The organism is Parvularcula marina, assembly GCF_003399445.1.
Classification (GTDB): Bacteria; Pseudomonadota; Alphaproteobacteria; order Caulobacterales; family Parvularculaceae; genus Parvularcula; species Parvularcula marina.
Genome location: NZ_QUQO01000001.1, coordinates 56852 through 76729 on the forward strand (window position 1 = coordinate 56852; position 19878 = coordinate 76729).

Sequence of the window (19878 nt, forward strand, 5' to 3'; positions counted from 1 at the left end):
AGCTGAAATCGTTATTGACCTTTTGTTACCGAAATAGGGGGCATCATCATGAAAGCGCCACATCCTGCCGCAACTTGGCCCCGCTTCACGGGTTATAGACGTACTGCCAATCGGAGTGATGATGATGGGTATAAGGACAGAAAAACCGTTTCCGCTCAACCGCCCGGTTAGTAGCTTTGCCCCGGCGCCGTGGAAAACCTCCGGCACCGGGACCACGTCGTCCAGCAATCAGCCGAGGAAGGCTCGCCGCGGCGACAATCGCCGCCTGAGCGAGTAACAGACAGCGCAGGTAATGCGCCGTGTCCGGTTGATCCACCGCCGCCCCAGCAGCGGGTGGGTATAAGCCTCCCGGTCCGTCCGGGGCGAGACTCCAAACAGGCCCTCCACAATCCCTTCAATGATGCGGAAGATGCGCAACCCGTCGAGTGTCGGGTTCAGCATATTCGTGATCGAGCAGTAATGGGTATTGTACCCATTGCGGTGGTGCGCCCAGTGATGCTGTGCGGTCTGGATGATCTTGGCCTGTTGAAGGGCACGGACTATCTTCGGCACCTCGGTGGGTTTGAGATGCGCCCAACGATGCACTTCATTGGCCATGACCCCGACCAGAAGGGCGGTGACGGTCATGACATTGAGCCAGCCGCACAGGCTGAAAATGCCGCCCACGACAAATGCGACGCCGAGCACGCCTCTTGTGCGTTTGAGAAGCGGCGCCTTAGTGAATTTCAGCGGGTCCTCATGATGGAGGATATTCGGCAGCATGACCGTCGGGCCGATGATCGGCCAGTTCGGATCGCCATAAGTATCCTCGAACCAGTGAACGATGCCGCTGATCAGATCAGCCAGCAGCACACCCAGCAGGATCTGGATGGTGATTTCATATGGTGACATGGCTCGCCCCTTTCGTGAACCCTGTTCAATTGAATTGAACCTTGTTCATTTCGAGCAGTATGACCACGAAATATTTCGTAATATTTTGGGGGGAGAGCGTCAGCTCTGGGCGGTTTCGGTCATCTCCTCGCGCAGCTCTTTGATCCCGTAATTCTTCTCGCTGGAGGTGAGATGGATCTCGGGGTGGGCGGCGGGATGGGTTTTGGCCATCTCGGCGACCTTCGCACGGGTTTCCTCGGCCTCGGTCGGCTTTATCTTGTCCGTCTTTGTCAGGACGATCTGATAGGGTACGGCGGATTCATCGAGCAGGGACATGGTCTCAATATCGACGGGTTTCAGGCCGTGCCGGCTGTCGATCAGGATATGCACCCGGCGCAGGTTTGGACGACCGCGCAAGTAATCGCGGGTCAGGCCTGTCCAAGCATTGACATCCTTACGCGAGGCGCGGGCATAGCCATAGCCGGGCAGGTCGACGAGGCGCAGCACGCCGCCGAGATTGAAGAAATTGAGCTCTCGCGTCCGGCCCGGCGTGTTCGATGTCCGGGCAAGGGCATTCCGGCCCGTCAGCGCATTGATCAGGGAGGACTTGCCGACATTGGACCGCCCCGCGAAGGCGAATTCAGGCAGGTCAGAGGGCGGCAGGGCTTCCATCTTCACAACGCCGAGCATGAAATCACATGGCCCGGCAAATAGTTTGTGTGCGGTGTCAGAGAGGGTCATGACGGAATGCCTTTCCGGGCGGCAGCGGTGAGGAGCGCATCATAAAGCGGACGCAATGCTGGCTGGCTCTCAAGGGCTGCAAGGTTTTTCTCAACGGTTGCCTGATCGCCGCGCGCCACGGGACCGGTCAGCGAATCAAGCGGCGACGCGGTGAAGCCGTCGATCAGGGAACGGAAATAAGGCACGAGCAGCGGGACGGGCGGCAGGCCGAGTTCTTCCTCGGCGACGCGCGCAACCTCGTTCCATGTAAAGCTGACAAGATTGCCGGAGAGAACGGCTAGCGCGTGATAGAGCGGTTTCTGTTCTTTGGTGATGGCTGTGCAGGGATTGCTCAGCATCGGGAAAATATCGCCGAAATCAGTATTTCCGTCCTCATCCATCTCCTCGCCGACAAACAGGATCGTGCTCATCTGGTTAAGGGGCACGGCATGGGCGGGGAAAGAGAAGAGCGGATGCCACCCGGTCATGCCCTCAAAGCTGTGGGCGCCCGAGAAGTGAACCAGCCGCTTGCCTTTAAGGATCGCGCGGTGTTCGGCAGCAAAGCCCTCAATCGCGCCGTCAGAGATGGCGAGAAGCACAATGTCGGCCTCGCTCACGACATCGCGTAAGGCAAGTCCGCCTGAAGCTTCAGCGCGGCGCGACCATAGGGTGAGCGCCGCACCGGACTGGTGCAGATAGGGACCGAGCGAAGTGGCGAGCCGCCCGTCGCCGATGAGGGCGTAGCGGGGGCTCATCTTTGCCTACTTCGCCTTGTTCTCATTGGCTGCATCTGGGCTCTTGCCGAAGCTGGCCTTGATGTTGCCGAGAATATCGACGTCCGCGCCCTGACGTTTCATGATCACATATTGCTGGAGCACGGAGAGGAAGGTGTTCCAGAACCAGTAAAGGACCAGGCCCGCTGCGAAAGGTGCAAAGATGAACATGAAGATCAGGGGCATCAGGCCGAAGATCAGTTTCTGAGTATCATCAGTGGGCGGCGGGTTCAGTTTGGTCTGAACATACATGGCTGCGCCCATCAGGAGCGGCAGGATGCCAAGCCCGAGGAAGGAGCCGATGACCGGAACCGACAGCGGATCATATGGTAGAAGGCCGAACAGGTTGAAGATCGAGGTCGGATCCCGTTCAGCAAGGTCCTTGATGTAAAGGAACGGCTCGTGGCGCAGCTCGGTGGTCACGAACAGCGTTTTATAGAGCGCAAAGAAGATCGGCATCTGCGCGAGGATCGGCAGGCAGCCGGCGGCAGGATTGATCTTGTACTTCTTGTACAGGGCCATCATTTCCTGCTGCTGCTTGGCCTTGTCGTCCTTGTAGCGCTCCTGAACCTTTTTGAGTTCAGGCTGGACTTTCTTCATCCCAGCCATGGATTTGTAGGAAAGGTTGGCTAGCGGGAAGAGGATCGCCTTGATGACAAGGGTAAGGAGCAGGATCGCCACGCCCCAATTGCCGACGAGCCCGTGGAAGAAGCTCAGTACCGCGAAAATACCGCGCGTCAGCAGCCACAGGATATTGCCCCAGTCGACGGCCTCATCAAATCGGTCAATGCCGAGATTATTCTCATATTCGCGAAGCTGTTTGACCTCTTTGGCCCCGCCAAAAAGATGCGAGGTCATGGTCAGCTCACCACCCGCCGGGACTGTCTGCGGGTCGAGCAGATAAGTCGACTGGAAGGTCGGGGTAACGGCGGCGTTGTCGGATTTGATATCCGCGCGGAACGGCATGTCCTGCGGCGGAATTACAGCGGCGAGCTTGTATTTGTCGGTCAGACCGATCCAGCCGCCGACGCCGCTTTTGAGGACCGGACCCTTCTTCAGGACGTTCTTGTATTTGCGGTCGATGATGTCGCCCTGCACGACCCCGACAGGGCCTTCATAGAGCATCATCATATTCTTCAGGTCAGGCGGGATGCCTTTTTGGAAGGCTCCAGCATATCCCTGTACTGTCGCCGGGGCATCGGTCTCGTTACGCACGGTTTGCGTGAAGGTGAACATGAAGTGCTCATCAACCGAGATCGTCACTTCGTGCTCTATATCGCCTTGCGTACGGGTGAAGGTGACCGGCGTCTCAAGTGTCAGGACGGCGTCTTGCGGCGCGGACCAGACAACACTCGCATCAGGCTGGCCGTTGATCTGTAGGCCAGAGCGCATGAACTGCGCATTCGGGGAGTTGCGCGGAGACAGCAGCGTCATCGGCGGTGAGTCGGGATCTAGTGTCAGCTTGTATTCGGACAGCTTGAGGTCATCGAAGACGAGCCCGCGAAGATTGATCGAGCCTTCAAGCTCATCGGTCTTGATGAGAACGCGGCCCGGCGCAGTGGAGAGAGCTTCCTCGCGGCCAACCTCAGCGGTTGAGGGCGCAAGAATGTCAGGATTACCAGAAGACGCGGTGGCAGGGCCTTGCGCTTCGATTGCGGCTTGGCGGGCAGCCTCGGCCTCTTTCCAAGCCTTTTGCTTGGGGCCGACAATGAGTGCCTGATAGCCGAAGATGATCAGCATCGACAGAACGAGCGCGAGAATAAGATTGCGATCCATGAAACAGTCACCAGCGGCCGAGAGGTCTTCGGCAGTTAAGGTTCATCGGGGAGGGATGGAACCCCCGGCCTCTACAAGCGCACTCCGAAGATCGTCAAGCAGGGCAGGAAAGGAGAGAGTGGCCGCGTGCGGCCGGGCGAGAAGATTATAGTCATGCCCCGGGGCGGCATGTTCGGGAAAGACGGCCGCCGCGGCGGCTCTCAGGCGGCGTTTGATGCGATTGCGCATCACGGCATTGCCGAGCTTTTTCGTGACGGTGAAGCCGATTCGGACTTCATCAGTGCCGTTTGGGAGAGCCTGCAACAGAAAAGCGCGCCGTGAGGCGCGCTTGCCGTGTCGTAGAGCGAGGAAGTCGCTGCGGCGACGGAGTCTGGCGAGGGCCAGCATCCTTGCGCCAGTTAAGCGGAGAGCTTAGCGCGGCCCTTGGAGCGGCGATTAGCCAAAATCTTGCGACCGCCGACAGTGGCCTTGCGGGCGCGGAAGCCGTGGCGGCGTTTGCGCTTCAGGTTGCTCGGTTGAAATGTGCGTTTCATGTCGGTTTTCCGCCAATTGGAGAATTCTCTGATGAGCCGCGTCCGGTAAAGGAGCTGTCCCCTTAGGTCAAGCGAAATCCGCTTTCACTTTCCCGGAACTGTAACCAGAATTTCTAACTGCCGAACAGGTGAGGGACATGTCGTTGCGTTGACCCATTTCGCGCTACACGCGCATCAGACCTTCCAAGGGGGAAGAACCCATGACTGACCAAGAGATCCAGATGGAGGCGCCGGCGGAAGCCAAGTCCGGCAGCCTCGTCACCCGCCTCATCATCGCCATTGGCGTCCTCGGTATCCTTATCGCCATTGGCTATTATTTTGGCCTGCAGAATTACCTAAATCTCGACGCACTGGGAGAGATCAGAACGTGGATCCAGGACAATCTTGTCCTCGCTACGCTGCTCTTTGTGCTGATCTATGCCGTCCTCGTCGCGATATCCTTTCCTGGCGCGACCTTCCTGACCATCGCCGGGGGCTTCCTCTTTGGCCAGTGGATCGGCACCGCCTCCGTTGTCATCGCCGCGACCATCGGCTCGACCATCATCTTCATGCTCGCCAAATGGGTGTTCAAGGATGCGTTGGCGAGCAAGGCGAGCGGTTTTGTCTCCAAGATGGAAGACGGCTTCCGCGAGAATGAGCTCAGCTACATGTTCCTTCTGCGGCTCGTGCCTGTCTTCCCATTCGTTGCGATCAATATCGGCGCGGGCGTTCTCAATGTGAAACTGCGCAATTATCTGATCGGCACTTTCTTCGGGATCATGCCGGGCTCGTTTGTCTATGTCTCGATCGGCAATGCGATCCAGGCAGGGGCGGCGAGTATCGAGGAAACCGGGCTGCTCTCGGTCTTTGCTCAGCCGCAGGTCTATGTGCCCTTTATCGGGCTCGCCGCGCTCGGTGCGCTCCCCATTCTGATCAAGAAATTCGGCGGCAAAAAAGCTGCCGAGCTTTCCTCCGACCAGTAATCCATCACAACAATTAGAGATTTTATCATGACACAGAAAATCAAGACCGATCTCTGCGTGATCGGCGCGGGATCGGGCGGCCTCTCCGTGGCTGCCGGTGCCGCCATGCTCGGCCGGAAAGTGGTTCTGATCGAAGGCCACAAAATGGGTGGCGACTGCCTCAATTTCGGCTGTGTGCCGTCAAAGGCGCTGCTCGCTGCCGGCAAAACGGCGCAGACCTTCCGTGATGCCCAGAAATACGGCATCGCCCCGGTCAATGATCCGATGATCGATTATTCAGCCGTCCATGATCACGTCCACTCCGTGATTGCGGCGATTGAACCCAATGATAGCCAAGAACGCTTTGAGGGTCTTGGCTGCACGGTGATCCGGGAATTCGCAAAATTCACCGGCCCTCGCGAAGTCACTGCCGGTGACTATGTGATCAGTGCCAAGCATTTCGTGATCTCAACCGGTTCCTCGCCATTCGTGCCGCCGATGGAAGGGCTCGACAGCGTGCCTTACATCACCAATGAGACGATCTTTGACCGGACGGAGCGTCCGTCGCATCTCCTGATCATTGGGGGTGGGCCGATCGGGGTCGAAATGGCGCAGGCCTATCGCCGGCTTGGCGCGGAAGTGACCCTGCTCGAACGTGGGCCGATGATCATGCCGAAGGATGATCCTGAACTCGTCGGGATAGTCATTGAGCACCTGACAAAGGAAGGCATCCGTATCGAGACCAATGCCATGGTCGAACGGGCCGAGAACTCTGCCGATGGTGGAGTCAGCCTTCACGGCACGAAAGACGGCCAGCCATTCAGTGTGACGGGCAGCCATCTACTGGTTGCCGCTGGGCGCAAGGCGAATTTCGAGAATCTCGGGCTGGAAGCCGCGGGCGTTGAGACCCATCAGCGCGGCATCAAGGTCAATGACCTGATGCAGACCTCGAACAAGCGCATTTATGCCATTGGTGATGTAACTGGTGGGCGGCAGTTCACCCATGTCGCGGGATACCATGCCGGGCTCGTCATCCAGAATATTCTCTTCAAGACACCGAACCTTACATTCGGCCTCAAAGGCGGCAAGAACCGCGACCATATCGCGCCATGGGTAACGTATACGGACCCAGAGCTGGCGCATGTCGGTCTCAACGAGCCGCTCGCGAAAGAGCTGAATGTCTCCTATACGCTCATCGAATGGGAATATGCGGAGAATGACCGTGCGCAGGCGGAGCATGCGACTTCCGGCAAGCTCAAGGCTCTGATCGGCAAGAAAGGGAAGATCCTTGGCTGCTCAATCGTTGGCAAGAATGCCGGCGACCTGATCGGCCCCTGGGCGCTGGCGGTGGCGAATGGCCTCAAGATCTCTGCCTTCACAGGCTCGATCATGCCTTATCCGACGCTGTCTGAAATCTCGAAAAGGGCGGCCGGGGCTTATTACACGCCAACGCTGTTCTCGAAGAAAACCCAGCGAATCGTCGGGCTCCTCTCTAGCTTTGATTGATTTATGTTATCGCCGTGCTGTGTTTTACGCAGCACGGCGGCTTCAACTTCATCAACTTGCGTAAATTGTGATGACGACGAGTTCCATATTAGAGCATACTGCTCGGGAATAAGACGCCATGATCGACTAGCGGTCTGGCCCATGAGAAATTCCCGGCATGCCCACGCGGTTCAAGAATACCAGTCTTTCGCATCTTGCAGCAGCACTCGACCAGCTCTGTGAAGGTGTGATCGTGACAGGGCCAACCGGTGCTTTGCAATTTGTCAACCGCGCCGCCGAAGAGCTGCATGGCGTCAGTAAACTTGATGTCGAACCTGACGACTATGCTGAGGCCTATCAGCTTCTGACAATGGAAGGGGAGCCATACCCTTCGCGTGAGCTGCCACTCGCCCGCGCCGTCCTTGATGGTGAACACATTAGGGATTCCCATTGGCGGATCAGGCGGCCGGACGGCTCGGAGATCGTCGCTGTCGGGTCTGCCCATCCGGTTACGGATGAAACAGGAGAACGGATCGGGGCCGTCCTCACGTTAAGGGATGATACTGAAAGGCTGGCAAAGGCAGAAGAACTCGCCGAGGCGATCAAGCTGAAAGAAGCGCTGCTTTTCGAAGTCAATCACCGGGTCAAGAACACGCTTCAGCTCGTTTCCTCGCTGATCAATCTTCAGTCCAAACGAATTGAAGACATGGCAGCGCAGGATTCGATGCGGAATCTGACGAGCCGGGTGAATATCCTGACCGGTATTCATCAGCGCCTCTACGAAGTCGGTACCCATGACCGCATCGAAATATCCAATTACCTGAGGGGTTTTCTGACGAGTAGCCTTCAGGCGCTGGCGGAGTTCGACACCGTCGAGCTTGATTTCGAAGCGGAGGGCGATCTCGTCCTGCCGGTCGATCAGGCTGTCTCAATTGCGCTTCTGATGAATGAGCTGATGCTGAACTCGCTTAAACATGCCTTTCATGACACGGCTGAGCCGACGATCAGGGTGGCGATTCGCAACAGGGAAGGCCGTATCCGGATCGATTACAGCGATAATGGCTGCGGCATTGCCTCAGGTGAGAGTAAGAGCAAATCAAGCGGCATCGGCATTATGCTGGTCTCATCGCTCGCACGGCAGCTCAGAGCCGATGTCGAGGAGACTGGCGGGCCAACAGGTTATGGGATGAGTCTGACCTTTGCTGCAGCGGAAGTCGTTGGCTGATCTTTTAGCCTGCGACTTTTTTCGGCCAGCGGCGATGGAGCCACAGCCATTGGTCCGGGCGCTCCAAAATAAATTCGCCGATCTTCTCATTCATTGCTGCGGTTAGGGTTTCGGTATCGACTTTGATGTCGCCAGTCTTCTCGATACTGACGGGCTCATGGACGGTCATTACAAAGCGCGAGCCGGGCTCACGGACGAGTTGGATCGGCACGAATGGGATGTCCTCACGCAACGCAAGGCGCGCCGCCGCAGGTGTCGTCATCGCCGGATGGCCGAGCAGGGGGACGGAAATGCCGTCATTAAGTTTCTGATCCGTCAGCATGCAGAGCGATAGCCCTTCATTGAGCGCCTTGACGAGGTCCCGCGCGCCGCGCTTGCCCTTGGGGATCTGGCGGCGAGAGATTGCCTGTGACCGGCGCTTGATGATCTCCGCATCGACGATGGGATTGTTTGCCGCGCGGTAGACGATGGCGTTTTTCAGCCCACTGGCGAACAGCGTCGCCGGCATGGCTTCCCAATTGCCCATATGCGCCGAGAAGAAGATCGCCTTCTGATCATTCTCGATATAGTGCCGGAGGCGCTCTTCATGGATGATCGTGGTGCGCTCGGCGAGTTCGGTGACATGGGCGAATTCACCGACCGTCATGCCCAGATTGCGCCAGACCCCACGCAAGATCGCAGCGCGTTCCGCCTGCGTCATGTCAGGATAAATGAGCGCAAGATTGTCGTGCCCGCGCTTCTGGACCGGGCGCAGCATCGGGCCGAGCCCGACCATCAGCCCGCCCATCCGTTTCGCTGCTTTCTCGATCGGCATCCGCCCGAGCATGGCGAGCAGGCCTTGCGCGATGGAGTTCTCGACCTTGTGCATGAAGGTCGTCGGGCGATTGGCTCGCGCCTCGGGTAGCGGGATGTCGGCATCCCAGCGGTCGGCGTCGAAAGTCGTCGAATTCATCGGACGGGCTCCGGTAGTGATGCCAGAAACTGGTCGAGAAGCGCTGGATTATCAAGGGTCAGCCGCGCGGGGATCGGGGTGATCCCGTCTGCCTGGTCTGGGGAGAGGCGCGCAAAGTCCTTCTCGGTCGTCAGGAGCTGGGCGTCATCGGCGGCGGCGCGGGCGATCAGACGGGCGATTTCCTCTTCCGTGAACATGTGGTGATCGGGGAAGGAGGTGCGTTCGAGCAACTCGACACCTGCGGTTTCGAGACCTTTGAAGAATTTCTCCGGGCGGCCGATGCCGCTGAAGGCATGGGCCGGCTGGCCGAGCCGTTCGAGCGGCACGACGCTCTCAAGACGCATCCGCATCACCGGGAGTGCGCTTTCGGGCAGATGCGGAGGCTGGTGCTCTTCGCGCCCGCCAACGATGACAAGGGCGGCAGCGCGGGTCAGCGCAGCATGGGGTGCTTCCCGCAAAGGCCCGGCGGGGAAGATGCGACCATTACCGAGCCCTGTCTCACCATCGACGAGAAGGAAGGTAACATCCTTGTGAAGGCCCGGGTTCTGAAACCCGTCATCCATGACGATAGCGCTCGCGCCTTCATCATGAGCGAGCTTCGCGCCTTCAACCCGGTCGCGTGAAACGATGACGGGGTGATCGCAGGACAGCATCCGGGCTTCATCGCCGATCTCGGCGGCGGTGTGCTCTGGCGCAGCACGTACAGGCCCTGTGAGGGATCCGCCATAGCCGCGGGTAAGGATAAAGGGCGTGTGCCCCATAGCGGAAAGACGGCTTGCAAGTTCGGCCACAAAGGGGGTCTTGCCGACCCCGCCCATGGTGATGTTCCCAGCACAGATGACCGGGATGGGCGCTTTCTCAGGCACGCTTTTGGCGAGCTTTCGGGCGACGGCCGCGCCGTATATCCCGCCGAGAGGTGACAGGAGAAGGGCGAGGGGATGATGCCGCCCCTCTTTTGCCGACCAGAAGCGCGGCGGCGAGATCATGCAGGCACCTTTGCTGGCGGCAGCAGCGGAGCGAGCGCCTCAATCGTGTCATTAAGGACTTTCTCACTTCCCGCATCTGACCAGGCGCGGGCCTTGCGGGCCATTTCCTGGCGGGTCAGGGGGTCACTCAGGAGGCGGATGATCGAGGCGGAAAGATCGCGCTCATTGCGCACAAGCGCCAGTGCGCCGTCCTGACGCATCGAATTGAACGTCTCCTGGAAATTGAAGACATGCGGGCCCGTCACGATGGCAGAGCCAAGCCGGGCGGGCTCCATCGGATTATGCCCGCCGGTCTCAACAAGGCTGCCGCCGATAAAGGCGACATCGGAGAGCCGGTAGAAAAGCCCCAGCTCGCCGAGCGTGTCAGCGAGGTAGACATTGTCATCCGCTTCCGGATTGTCGCCCTTCGAGCGGCGGCTCATCTTCAGCCCGCGCGAGGTGATCAGCTCTTCAAGCTCATCGCCCCTTGCCGGATGGCGCGGCGCGATAACGGTGAGAAGGCCGGGTGCTGTCTCCATCATCTGCTCATGCGCATCGAGGATCAGCTCTTCTTCCCCCGGATGGGTGCTGGCCGCTAGCCAGACAGGGCGGGCCCCAACGGCCGCACGCAGCTCGGCAAGCGCCCGCTGGTCGGTCGGCAGGGGGGCGGCGGCACGTTTGAGATTGCCGGGGACATGCACGGTCTTGCGCGCAAGCGCCTCAATCCGTTCCGCATTGCCCTCATCCTGCGCGAGGATGACAGAGAAGGCGGACAAAAGTTCATGGGCGGCCGTCTTGCGGCGTGACCAGCCTTTGTAGCTGCGCGGGGAGAGGCGGCCATTGACCAGCGCTAGCGGAATGCCGCGCGCATTGGTCTCACCGATCAGGACCGGCCAGAATTCAGACTCAACGAAAAAGCCGACATCAGGTCGCCAGTGATCAAGGAAGCGCCGGACATAGACCGGCTGGTCGACCGGCGCATATTGATGGACGGCCTGTTCAGGCAGGCGTTCGGCCATCAGCGCGGCAGAGGTCACGGTTCCCGTGGTCACAAGAAAGGATGAATCTGTGTACAGATGGGATAGCTTATCGATCAGCGGCAGGATCGAAAGGCTCTCTCCGACGCTGGCGCCGTGTATCCAGATGAGATGACCCTCGGGACGCTCGCGGCCCGCAACACCCCGGCGCTCATCGACCCGCAGCCTGTCTTCCTTGCCAAGCTTCAGGCGCTGTTTGAGGATCCTGTCAGCGATCGGCTGCAGGAGGGCGCTGCCGCGGCGATAGAATTTCAGACTCCATGCCTTGCGCGGCACAGGAATGGGACGGGGCGGCGTCATCGGGCGTTGGCCTCCTTAAGGTGCCCGATAGGGGCGGGGTCGAGAGGTTCGCGGCCCATTTCGCGGTCCGCCTTTTCGGTGATCCGGTTGAGCTCATCCTCAACGCGCTGGCGCAGCCATTCGGGATCGGTATCCCGGCCTTCAACGGGCAGGATCGGATCACCGAAAACGAAGATGCCCCGCGAGAACGGCAACGGGAAGGGCAGCAGAAAGCGGTCCCAGCTCGAGAAGGTTTTGCCGCGTTTCACGCTGTAAGCGATTGGCACAATCGGCGCACCTGTCAGACGAGATAGCTGCGCGATTCCGGCATGCGCTCTTTGACGAGGGCCTCGCGGGCCATCCGGAGTGATGCCAACCGTATAACCCTCATCCATCGCCTTTTTGAGGGCGCGCAAGGCTGCTGCACCGCCCTTATTCTTCTCCGGTTTCCGGGGATCTGCGGCCGACCCGCGCCGCACTTCAAGCCCGAATTGCCGGACGATGCGGGCGATGACCTCACCATCACGATGCTCGGACACCAGAACGGTTGCAGGTGCTTTCTGTAAGGGGGCGAGGGCAGGCAGCATCAACAGCCGGGAGTGCCACGCCGCACAGATATAGGGCTCCCCGCTATCAAGCAGGGCCTTGTATTGCTCTAGCCCATCATACCGCCAGCGCAGGGTCCGGTGGATAAGACGGATATAGCCTGCGAGCAGGAACGGCCCCAATCGGGCAAGGAAGGAATTCTGAGAAGTTTTGCGGGCCACGACGGTCTCGGTTAGACGGGCTCATTCTCCTAAACGCGGCCGTGCCGCAATGCAAAAGATGACAAAAGACGCTGAACCCCAATCTGATGGCTCCGCCCCGCGTTCGCACCTGATGCGCCGGCTGTGGGCGCAGTTCCTGTCGCCCTATCGGGGGCGGCTGGGGCTCGCTTTCCTGTTCATGGTGGCGCTGGCCGCCGCAGAGCTGGGGTTTGTGCTCCTCACCGAGTGGATCTTCTCAGGGCTTCAGCCGAATGAGAATTCGCGTTTCCATGCGGCCGCGCGGGACGTGATGGTCTGGGGGCCGGTTTTCGTCATCGTGCTGGGGCTGGCGCAAGCGCTCTTTTTCTACCTCTCGGCGATCACGTCCCAGAACATCGCCGTGCGCACTTTGCGCGATCTGCAGCGAGCCATGTTCGGACGAATCACCGAGCTTGATCTGGCGCAGAGCCAGGATGACGGCTCGGGCCAGCTCATCTCCCGCTTCACCAATGACATGACGGTCCTTCGCGAATCGCTGACGCGCGCGCCGAACGGGGTGCGGGATCTGGTCCGGCTCGCCGGGCTCGTCGGCGCGCTGGCGTTTCTCGACTGGGTGCTCTTTCTGTCGGTCCTCATCATTTATCCGACCATCGGCCTGCCGATCACTTGGCTGGGCAAGAAGATCCGCCAGCTTGGCCGCTCCGTGCAGCGACAGATCGGCGACATGACGGGGCTTCTCTCGGAGACCCTGCGTGGGCAGCGCATGGTCAAGACCTACCGGCTGGAGGAGCAGGAGCGCGCCCGGCTCGGTGAGGCATTCGATGAGCGCTACACGCTGCTGAACCGGCTGATCCGTATCCGCGCTGCCAACGAGCCGGTGGTCACCGTGATCGGCGCCATCGCAATCGCTGCGATCATCGGGATTGCCGCGTTCAGGATCGAAGCAGGCTTCATGACGGGCGCGGACCTTGTCGCCTTCCTTGTGGCGATGGCAATGCTGTCCCAGCCAGCGCGCGGGCTCGGCACCCTCAATTCCGTCGTGCAGGAAGGGCTGACTGCGCTCGAGCGGGTCTTTGACGTCCTCGACCGAACCCCCGCCATTAGTGATGCGCCTGACGCGAAAGAGTTGAGCGTGCCGAATGGCCAGCCACCTGAAATCGTCTTTGACCGGATCAGTTTTGGCTATGGCGACGGCCCGGCGGTGATCGAAGATTTCTCCCTGACGGTCCCGGCAGGGGCGACCGTAGCGCTGGTCGGCCCGTCAGGCGCGGGCAAGTCCTCCGTCTTCAACCTGATCCCGCGCCTCTACGAAGCAGGCAGCGGGGATATCATGATCAACGGCCTGCCAGTTCGCCAGATGACCATTGGATCGCTCAGGGACCATATCGCGCTCGTCAGCCAGGATGCCGTCCTCTTTGATGTCAGCGCAGGCGAGAATATCGGCTTTGGTGATCTCAGTGCGGACCAGCCCGCTATTGAGGCCGCGGCCCATGCCGCCGCCGCGGATGAGTTCATCGCTGGCCTGCCAGACGGCTACGGCTCCGCTGTGGGTGAGGGCGGCGCAAATCTATCGGGAGGCCAGCGCCAGCGGATCGCTCTCGCGCGTGCCTTCCTTAAAGATGCCCCAATCCTCCTTCTTGATGAAGCAACTGCCGCGCTCGATGCCGAAAGCGAGCGGCTCATCGGCGAAGCCCTGATCCGGCTTTCCGAAGGCCGCACGACCCTCGTGATCGCCCACCGGCTTGCCACTGTGCGCCATGCCGATCTTATCTGCGTCATGGACAAGGGCCGGATTGTGGAGCAGGGCACCCATGACGAGCTGGTGGACAGGGGAGGTCTTTATGCCCGGCTCGCCGCTCTTCAGTTCAGAGAGGAAGTGCCCGCATGACGCCGTTCCGTTTTGCCGTATTGCTCGCCATTTGCGTCGCCTGGGGGCTTCATTTCTCCGTCGTCAAATCGACGATTACGGGCGTGCCGCCCATCTTCTATGCGGCGATGCGGATGACGCTGGTAGCGGTCTTCCTCATCCCCTTCCTTAAATGGCATCGCGGCCAGATGAAGTTGATCTTTGCCGCAGGTGCTTGTTTCGGGGCGTTGAATTATGCCACTTTCTTCAGTGGACTGAAATACGTGCCGGCGAGCATTGGCGCTATCGTGATCGAATTCTATGTGCCTGCCGCGATGATCTTCTCGGTGATTTTCCTTCACGAGCGGGTTGGCTGGCGTCGGATCGTTGGGGCGACGCTCGCCATCGTAGGCATCCTGATCATCATCAGTGGGGGTGATGCGGGGCTTGGCCCGGACGATCGGCTGTTCCTTGGCGGGCTCCTTGTCATGTGCGGCGCTCTCTCTGAGGCCGCAGGCGCGATCCTTGTGAAGAAGATTGATGCCATTGCGCCGCTCCAGATGCTCGCCTGGTTCGGGGCCGTCGGCGCTGTCTCCTGCTGGGTCTTTACACTCCTCTTTGAGCAGAACCAGTTCGACTTTTTGAGTGAGGCGGGGCGGACGAATGTCTTCCTTGCGGTTCTTTATTCCGCCGTCATTGCATCGATATTCGGGCACAGCAGCTATTACTGGCTGCTCCAGCGCGTCGATGTCAGCCAGATCGCACCAGCCGGGCTGATGACCACCGTTTTTGCTGTCGCCGGCGGGGTCTTCCTCCTTGGCGAGACTTTCACCTTGCGTCTTGCCGCAGGCGCGCTTGTCACCATGACAGGGGTTGCGATCATTGTTGTACGGAGTGCTCAGCGCGCTACCGAGCGGGAGACCGAACCCTTGCCTGTCGCGGGCCCCGTGGGTGTGCGGATCGAGGAGAGCAATCTGGCTACCGACAACGAGCCGGACGCCGCGGATGAGGCAGAGGAGTTGAAGCCGGAAAATGCCACTTAATATCGTCCAGTCGCCATCGCCCAATCATTCAGACCGTCAGGGCACGCCCGTCTCGCTGGTCGTGCTGCATTATACCGGGATGGAGACGGGGCAGGAGGCCATCGACCGGCTGCGCGATCAGGAGGCGGGCGTCTCCGCCCATTACCTCATCGAAGAGGACGGCACAGTCCACGCCATGGTCGATGAAGAGTTGCGTGCCCATCACGCGGGGCTTGGCTTCTGGGCCGGTATCAATGACGTGAATTCGGCCTCCATCGGGATAGAGATCGTCAATCCGGGGCATTACTGGGGCTACCGGCCTTTCCCGGTGCCGCAGATCGATGCGCTGATAGAGCTCATGAAGGACATCTATGCGCGCCGCCGCCTGACGCCGCTGGCCGCTATCGGGCATTCGGATCTTGCGCCTGACCGCAAGGACGATCCCGGTGAGCTCTTTCCCTGGCCGCGTCTTGCCGCCGAAGGGCTGGCGCTCGCGCAATGGCAGAAGGGGGAGGAACCTCCGGCGCCTGACTATGAGGACGCGCTCAAAATGCTGGCCGAGATCGGTTATGGTGTGAATCTCAGCCACCCCATCGCCCCGGTACTCGCTTTCCAGCGCCGTTTTGCACCTCAGCTACTTGCTCATGGGCTGACCCCCAAAACGCGCCAGGCGATCCGCTGGGTCCATGGTCAGGTCATGAGGGCAAAATTGGGCTGAATATAGTTCGCCTGAAAACCTAATATTCAACAGTGCTTTAATCAGAGATCTTGCTGAAGTTTCTGAGTGTACTGACAAGTCTACTTGTCGATGAGGGAACAGTTTGGCATTCTTCCCTAGAAGGGGATGAGTGCTATGGGCTGGGTAAAAACACTCATATGCATGTTGCTGCTGCTGGGCAGCAGCGCCGCCGTGCAGGCGCAGGAAGGGACATCCGGCGACGGCGCTTTCTCGACCGGTCAGATCGGGCATGAATTCCCCGACGAAGCTGACCTTTACAATGATGAGTTCGTCCCGCTTTTCCCTCAGGAACATGACATTGATGATGAGCGGCTGATACTGGTCATCCCTGAAAGGGAGGATGAAGATCCTGCTCTGGATAGCGAAGAAATCAGGCGTCTGCTCGGCGTTGATCCCCCGGAAGATGATCCGCTTGATCCCCTCAGTCCATATGATCCGTTGCAGCCTGTTGATCCGGCTGGCGACCCGTTGATCCCTGATCCGTCGACTCCCTTCCCGGTCCTGCCCGAGGAGGAGCCTGAAATCGCCTCTGATCCGAATGATCAGTATAGGGCGGTTCCGCCCGGTGTCGGCACCGTCACGGGCGGTATTGCCGGGACGATCCCTCTTGCCGGAAGACCGCCCGGACGCGGAAGGGGATTGCCGGGCGGCAATGGCGGCAACAGCTCCCGCTTTGATGCGACGACCAAGGACTGCGACAAGGCGCTTAGCAGCTTTGACAAATATCAGAGTCAGACGATCCAGACAGCGAGGGAGAAAGCGGCGGCAAGGAAGTTTTTCGACAATTGCATGCCGGCGTCTGAGCGATCATCCACCTCACAGCGCCTGGGATGGCCGCTTGGGGCATGGGAGCTTTCACGGCGCGTTGTCGTGATCTTCCTGTGGGATGATGCATCAAGCCCTGATCTGACAAAGCCGATCAAGGGGCATTGCACAGGATTTCTTCTCGATAAGGACACGGTCCTCACGGCAGCGCATTGTCTGGATACGGTCAATGCGGACTATGAAATCCAGATGAAGCCGGGCATGAATTGTACCTCCTTCGGTGTTGAGGTCGAGGCGGATCTGGCGGGTGCCACCCGCCAGCGGATCAAGCTGAAACAAAATTCTCGCCATGCAAATGCGGACATTGAAGGCTGCCCCTTTCCCAAATTTGACGCGGCCCTGACGCAGAACGATATCGTTCTTCTCAAGCTGGCAAATGCTGCAGCTGGCATAGAGCCATTCAAACAGACCCCGCTTGTAACTGGGCTTGTGCCGGGGACGGGCCTTTATGTGATCGGCCTTCACCCTTTTCGTGACGTCTTTTCGGACACGCCGCGTTTGACCCTCAAATGGAGCAATTCCTGCCGGGTCATGATCGATCCTAACAGCCCGATGATCAGGAAAGAAAAAGGCGTCGAGGATATCCCGTATGAAGAACAGCAGGCGGATGAACTCAAAGGCAAGCTGTTGCATCAGTGTTATACGCATAAGGGGATGAGCGGGGGGCCTGTCTTCGTGCGGGATGCGGACGGATATCTCAAACTGATTGGTATCCACCAGTCCGCGGCAGTTAATCTGAGTGGCTGCATGGCCAGTTATGCTCGCACGCGCGCGCGGCCCGTCGGGTGGTGCAGCCGGAATTTGAGCAGATACAGTTTCCTAAACGCTGGACACCTTGTGGTGGCCCAGCCCTGAATGGTGAAATGAGGGATAGAGCCATGTATTCGAGATTTGTCAGAACGACAGTGTTAGCCAGTACCCTGATTGTCGGCCTTGCGGCTTGCGAGACCACGGCCGGAACGGCCATTGCCACCGAAGGGGAAACCCTGCCCAAGTCGAAGTCGCCGGGACGGGTCGCCATTCTCGATAACTGCATCCTCAATCCGACGGCGGAACGAGGCAATACCGAGAATATATTCGGGGCAACAGGGACGGCAGTACTGACCGCGCTCGGCGATGCCGTCATTCCGGCGGTGACAGGGTTCTTCTTTGACCGGGCCATTGCGCGGGCGGAGGCGGAGCTAAAAGCCAAATCCTCTTCGACCACCACCAAGAGCGATGGGCTCTATGATGAAACCTTCTACAATCATGACCGGGAGAAAGATGCGCTGAGCCGCCAGGCAGCCTGCCTCATCTTTGTGCGACCTGCCCATAAGGACAGCAAAATCGATACGGCTATGCGGGGCAAGGTCAATCAGGCGGCACCGAATTCAAACTGGCACATTACGATGAACACGGCCTTTCCGGGGCTCAACCTGACGGAAAGTACGGTGCCCGAGATGATCACGGAATTCCGGCTGGATCCTGTGATGACCTACAACACGACCAACAAGAAAGAGATCGAAGTTGGCTATCGTCTGCGAGCGGTCAGTATTGCCTATGGCGCGACCGGTGCCCGCAACACGTCAGATGAGAACAAGAAGGATCTTTCCTTCGCGCTGACGTTGAAGGGGCTGGTCCCGAAAAACGGCACACTCAAAGAAGAGACCCTCTACAGCCATTCCTATATCTTCGAAGACCTGCCGATCGGGTCTGTCATTCTCTATCCAGAAGATGGAGAGGGGGTGCCGATCGAGATCGCCGGTCAGATCGGACCAGTCCAGAGCATGCCAGCTGCCCGATACAAGGTGGATAAAACCGCGTTTGTCTCAACGGTGCCGCTGGAGGCAACGATCGTGCTGACTGAGACCGAGCAAGGCGGCGATCTGACCAGGGCCATGATCGATGCCATCGAGGCGAAGAAGTCCGAGATCACCAAACCCGTCAATGACCGGTTGAAAGAGGTGGTCAAGGACGTCCTTGAGGAGAAGGAAGACAGCGACGGTTGATGCTTCTCGGGGTAAAACCCAGCTTTTCCCTTGGTCTTTCCGGCAGATTTGCCAGTCTCGTGCCTATTCCCGGGGCGGCTCGCGGTCGGGATCGGGCGGAGGCGGGGCTCCCTGCGTGCCCGGGGTCGGTGCGATCACGCGCGGGCCGATCACGCCGTGCCACAGCGCCCAGAAGATCACGAGAAAGAACACTGCCATGCCCAGAAACGAGCGGGAACGGGCTTTTTGGGGCGTTTGATCGGTCATGAGGCGCCGATTAGACCGTTCTTTCGGGCGGGTCGAGTGCGACAATCTTAACAATCAGGGGGGGAGGCGACTTCACGCTTGATTCAAAACCGTCCTCGCCGCACACTCTTGACTGAACAACATTTATGGCAGGGGGTCAGTTGTCTATGTCCATGATTTCTATCGCAGCCGGTGTCGTCGCGTCGCTCGCCAGCATGCAATCCGCAAATAACGTCTCCAATCCGGGCGGTGTGATCACGTCATTCGACGTCAACACAGTCGCGCCGATGCTGCGCGAAATGGGCTGGGCGACTCAGGTCAACACGATGAGCTCCGGTGAGAAATTCCTCGCCGTGACGGCTTCCAACGGCATCAAGTTCGGCATGCGCCCGACGGTCTGCCAGTCGACGGGCCGTTGCCTCGGTGTCTTCATCCTCGCGCCGTTCCCGGCCGCTGATGGCAACCGGATCTTTGCCTTCAACAATGCTGTGCCGTTCATCAAGGCATCGTCCTATGGCAATCAGGGCTCCTATGTGGCCCGCTATGAAATTGCAGATGGCGGTTATGTGCGCGGCAACTTCCGCTTCATCCTGACCAACTTTGCCAGCGTCGCCGGTGACTATCAGCGCACGATGGGCGGCATGAGCGTTTCGGTTGACCCGGACAAAGTCCTCACCGACTTCTCCGCTGACAGCCTGAACCGCCGCGAAGCTGACAAGGACGCGCTCCTCGCGGTCAATTTCGAGCAGACCTTTGGCGGCGCGCACTCCGGTGCCGATGTCGAAGTCGCCGATGCGATCGAAGCGGCCTTCTCAGGTGAGTTCGCTGACACGCTGGTCAACAAGATCGAGTACAATATCGAAAACTAAGTCCGCATCATACGGACGAAAAGAAAAGGCGGGCCATGTGCCCGCCTTTTTTGTGTCTGGTT

Annotated in this window: 20 protein-coding genes; 9 read left to right on the forward strand and 11 right to left on the reverse strand. The window is 59.3% G+C overall.

What is annotated here, in order from left to right:
* Positions 1 to 228 precede the first annotated feature (228 nt).
* The 6 genes from DX908_RS00285 to rpmH form a co-directional block, all read right to left on the reverse strand.
* Positions 229 to 891, reverse strand: a complete 663-nt coding sequence (locus DX908_RS00285; RefSeq protein ID WP_116390483.1) for a fatty acid desaturase CarF family protein — start codon at positions 889 to 891, stop codon at positions 229 to 231.
* Between the two features lie 99 nt (positions 892 to 990).
* Positions 991 to 1611, reverse strand: coding sequence for a ribosome biogenesis GTP-binding protein YihA/YsxC (yihA, locus tag DX908_RS00290; RefSeq protein WP_116390484.1), 621 nt, complete (start codon positions 1609 to 1611; stop codon positions 991 to 993).
* Positions 1608 to 2345, reverse strand: coding sequence for a Rossmann-like and DUF2520 domain-containing protein (locus tag DX908_RS00295; protein WP_116390485.1), 738 nt, complete (start codon positions 2343 to 2345; stop codon positions 1608 to 1610). Before DX908_RS00295 ends, yihA begins: the two co-directional genes overlap by 4 nt.
* A 6-nt stretch (positions 2346 to 2351) precedes the next feature.
* The gene (gene yidC / locus DX908_RS00300) at positions 2352 to 4139 is read right to left on the reverse strand and encodes a membrane protein insertase YidC (RefSeq protein WP_116390486.1); all 1788 of its coding nucleotides are present in this window, start codon (positions 4137 to 4139) and stop codon (positions 2352 to 2354) included.
* 42 nt (positions 4140 to 4181) lie between these two features.
* A complete protein-coding gene (gene rnpA / locus DX908_RS16735) occupies positions 4182 to 4526 on the reverse strand; it encodes a ribonuclease P protein component (RefSeq protein ID WP_199564536.1) in 345 nt (114 codons plus the stop codon).
* A gap of 11 nt (positions 4527 to 4537) precedes the next feature.
* Positions 4538 to 4672, reverse strand: a complete 135-nt coding sequence (gene rpmH / locus DX908_RS00310; RefSeq protein ID WP_116390487.1) for a 50S ribosomal protein L34 — start codon at positions 4670 to 4672, stop codon at positions 4538 to 4540.
* A 200-nt stretch (positions 4673 to 4872) separates the two neighbouring features.
* On the opposite strand from rpmH, the gene DX908_RS00315 reads away from it, so the two are divergent.
* The 3 genes from DX908_RS00315 to DX908_RS00325 all read left to right on the forward strand — a co-directional run bounded on the left by DX908_RS00315 (position 4873) and on the right by DX908_RS00325 (position 8323).
* Positions 4873 to 5634 carry a TVP38/TMEM64 family protein gene (locus DX908_RS00315; RefSeq protein ID WP_116390488.1) on the forward strand — a complete coding sequence of 254 codons (762 nt, stop codon included), beginning with the start codon at positions 4873 to 4875 and terminating at the stop codon, positions 5632 to 5634.
* Between the two features lie 27 nt (positions 5635 to 5661).
* A complete protein-coding gene (locus tag DX908_RS00320) occupies positions 5662 to 7119 on the forward strand; it encodes a dihydrolipoyl dehydrogenase family protein (RefSeq protein WP_116390489.1) in 1458 nt (485 codons plus the stop codon).
* A gap of 157 nt (positions 7120 to 7276) precedes the next feature.
* Positions 7277 to 8323: a sensor histidine kinase gene (locus tag DX908_RS00325; RefSeq protein ID WP_116390490.1), complete on the forward strand. Its 1047-nt coding sequence runs from the start codon at positions 7277 to 7279 to the stop codon at positions 8321 to 8323.
* Positions 8324 to 8327: 4 nt separating this feature from the next.
* On the opposite strand, the gene DX908_RS00330 is transcribed toward DX908_RS00325, so the two are convergent.
* Genes DX908_RS00330 through DX908_RS00345 form a run of 4 tightly spaced genes read right to left on the reverse strand, consistent with a single transcriptional unit; the run spans position 8328 to position 12323 of the window.
* The gene (locus DX908_RS00330) at positions 8328 to 9275 is read right to left on the reverse strand and encodes a lysophospholipid acyltransferase family protein (RefSeq protein WP_116390491.1); all 948 of its coding nucleotides are present in this window, start codon (positions 9273 to 9275) and stop codon (positions 8328 to 8330) included.
* Positions 9272 to 10261: a tetraacyldisaccharide 4'-kinase gene (gene lpxK / locus DX908_RS00335; protein WP_116390492.1), complete on the reverse strand. Its 990-nt coding sequence runs from the start codon at positions 10259 to 10261 to the stop codon at positions 9272 to 9274. The genes DX908_RS00330 and lpxK overlap by 4 nt, the downstream gene beginning before the upstream one ends.
* A complete protein-coding gene (locus tag DX908_RS00340; protein ID WP_116390493.1) occupies positions 10258 to 11577 on the reverse strand; it encodes a 3-deoxy-D-manno-octulosonic acid transferase in 1320 nt (439 codons plus the stop codon). The genes lpxK and DX908_RS00340 overlap by 4 nt, the downstream gene beginning before the upstream one ends.
* Positions 11574 to 12323: a lysophospholipid acyltransferase family protein gene (locus DX908_RS00345; RefSeq protein WP_116390494.1), complete on the reverse strand. Its 750-nt coding sequence runs from the start codon at positions 12321 to 12323 to the stop codon at positions 11574 to 11576. The genes DX908_RS00340 and DX908_RS00345 overlap by 4 nt, the downstream gene beginning before the upstream one ends.
* A gap of 58 nt (positions 12324 to 12381) precedes the next feature.
* On the opposite strand from DX908_RS00345, the gene DX908_RS00350 reads away from it, so the two are divergent.
* The 5 genes from DX908_RS00350 to DX908_RS00370 all read left to right on the forward strand — a co-directional run bounded on the left by DX908_RS00350 (position 12382) and on the right by DX908_RS00370 (position 18722).
* A complete protein-coding gene (locus DX908_RS00350; RefSeq protein WP_158548383.1) occupies positions 12382 to 14190 on the forward strand; it encodes an ABC transporter ATP-binding protein in 1809 nt (602 codons plus the stop codon).
* Positions 14187 to 15191: a DMT family transporter gene (locus DX908_RS00355; RefSeq protein WP_116390496.1), complete on the forward strand. Its 1005-nt coding sequence runs from the start codon at positions 14187 to 14189 to the stop codon at positions 15189 to 15191. The genes DX908_RS00350 and DX908_RS00355 overlap by 4 nt, the downstream gene beginning before the upstream one ends.
* Entirely contained in the window at positions 15181 to 15888 is a 708-nt protein-coding gene (locus DX908_RS00360; RefSeq protein WP_199564537.1) for an N-acetylmuramoyl-L-alanine amidase, read from the forward strand. The genes DX908_RS00355 and DX908_RS00360 overlap by 11 nt, the downstream gene beginning before the upstream one ends.
* A gap of 162 nt (positions 15889 to 16050) precedes the next feature.
* Positions 16051 to 17589, forward strand: coding sequence for a trypsin-like serine peptidase (locus DX908_RS00365; protein WP_116390497.1), 1539 nt, complete (start codon positions 16051 to 16053; stop codon positions 17587 to 17589).
* Between the two features lie 23 nt (positions 17590 to 17612).
* Positions 17613 to 18722 (forward strand): hypothetical protein, encoded by a 1110-nt coding sequence (locus DX908_RS00370; protein ID WP_116390498.1) that lies wholly within the window; start codon positions 17613 to 17615, stop codon positions 18720 to 18722.
* 63 nt (positions 18723 to 18785) lie between these two features.
* Here the strand turns inward: DX908_RS00370 and DX908_RS00375 are convergent, their stop codons facing one another.
* Positions 18786 to 18968, reverse strand: a complete 183-nt coding sequence (locus tag DX908_RS00375) for a hypothetical protein (protein ID WP_116390499.1) — start codon at positions 18966 to 18968, stop codon at positions 18786 to 18788.
* Positions 18969 to 19114: 146 nt separating this feature from the next.
* On the opposite strand from DX908_RS00375, the gene DX908_RS00380 reads away from it, so the two are divergent.
* The gene (locus DX908_RS00380) at positions 19115 to 19816 is read left to right on the forward strand and encodes a hypothetical protein (RefSeq protein ID WP_116390500.1); all 702 of its coding nucleotides are present in this window, start codon (positions 19115 to 19117) and stop codon (positions 19814 to 19816) included.
* Positions 19817 to 19878: the final 62 nt, after the last annotated feature.

Bases quoted from the DNA above. Each gene is read 5' to 3' on its own strand.
- DX908_RS00375 (WP_116390499.1), bottom strand. From the start codon at position 18,968: ATGACCGATCAAACGCCCCAAAAAGCCCGTTCCCGCTCGTTTCTGGGC.
- DX908_RS00320 (WP_116390489.1), top strand. From the start codon at position 5,662: ATGACACAGAAAATCAAGACCGATCTCTGCGTGATCGGCGCGGGATCG.
- rpmH (WP_116390487.1), bottom strand. From the start codon at position 4,672: ATGAAACGCACATTTCAACCGAGCAACCTGAAGCGCAAACGCCGCCAC.
- DX908_RS00330 (WP_116390491.1), bottom strand. From the start codon at position 9,275: ATGAATTCGACGACTTTCGACGCCGACCGCTGGGATGCCGACATCCCG.
- yihA (WP_116390484.1), bottom strand. From the start codon at position 1,611: ATGACCCTCTCTGACACCGCACACAAACTATTTGCCGGGCCATGTGAT.
- DX908_RS00360 (WP_199564537.1), top strand. From the start codon at position 15,181: ATGCCACTTAATATCGTCCAGTCGCCATCGCCCAATCATTCAGACCGT.
- DX908_RS00370 (WP_116390498.1), top strand. From the start codon at position 17,613: ATGTATTCGAGATTTGTCAGAACGACAGTGTTAGCCAGTACCCTGATT.
- DX908_RS00365 (WP_116390497.1), top strand. From the start codon at position 16,051: ATGTTGCTGCTGCTGGGCAGCAGCGCCGCCGTGCAGGCGCAGGAAGGG.
- lpxK (WP_116390492.1), bottom strand. From the start codon at position 10,261: ATGATCTCGCCGCCGCGCTTCTGGTCGGCAAAAGAGGGGCGGCATCAT.
- DX908_RS00295 (WP_116390485.1), bottom strand. From the start codon at position 2,345: ATGAGCCCCCGCTACGCCCTCATCGGCGACGGGCGGCTCGCCACTTCG.
- rnpA (WP_199564536.1), bottom strand. From the start codon at position 4,526: ATGCTGGCCCTCGCCAGACTCCGTCGCCGCAGCGACTTCCTCGCTCTA.
- DX908_RS00315 (WP_116390488.1), top strand. From the start codon at position 4,873: ATGACTGACCAAGAGATCCAGATGGAGGCGCCGGCGGAAGCCAAGTCC.
- DX908_RS00350 (WP_158548383.1), top strand. From the start codon at position 12,382: ATGACAAAAGACGCTGAACCCCAATCTGATGGCTCCGCCCCGCGTTCG.
- yidC (WP_116390486.1), bottom strand. From the start codon at position 4,139: ATGGATCGCAATCTTATTCTCGCGCTCGTTCTGTCGATGCTGATCATC.
- DX908_RS00285 (WP_116390483.1), bottom strand. From the start codon at position 891: ATGTCACCATATGAAATCACCATCCAGATCCTGCTGGGTGTGCTGCTG.
- DX908_RS00355 (WP_116390496.1), top strand. From the start codon at position 14,187: ATGACGCCGTTCCGTTTTGCCGTATTGCTCGCCATTTGCGTCGCCTGG.
- DX908_RS00340 (WP_116390493.1), bottom strand. From the start codon at position 11,577: ATGACGCCGCCCCGTCCCATTCCTGTGCCGCGCAAGGCATGGAGTCTG.
- DX908_RS00325 (WP_116390490.1), top strand. From the start codon at position 7,277: ATGCCCACGCGGTTCAAGAATACCAGTCTTTCGCATCTTGCAGCAGCA.
- DX908_RS00380 (WP_116390500.1), top strand. From the start codon at position 19,115: ATGTCCATGATTTCTATCGCAGCCGGTGTCGTCGCGTCGCTCGCCAGC.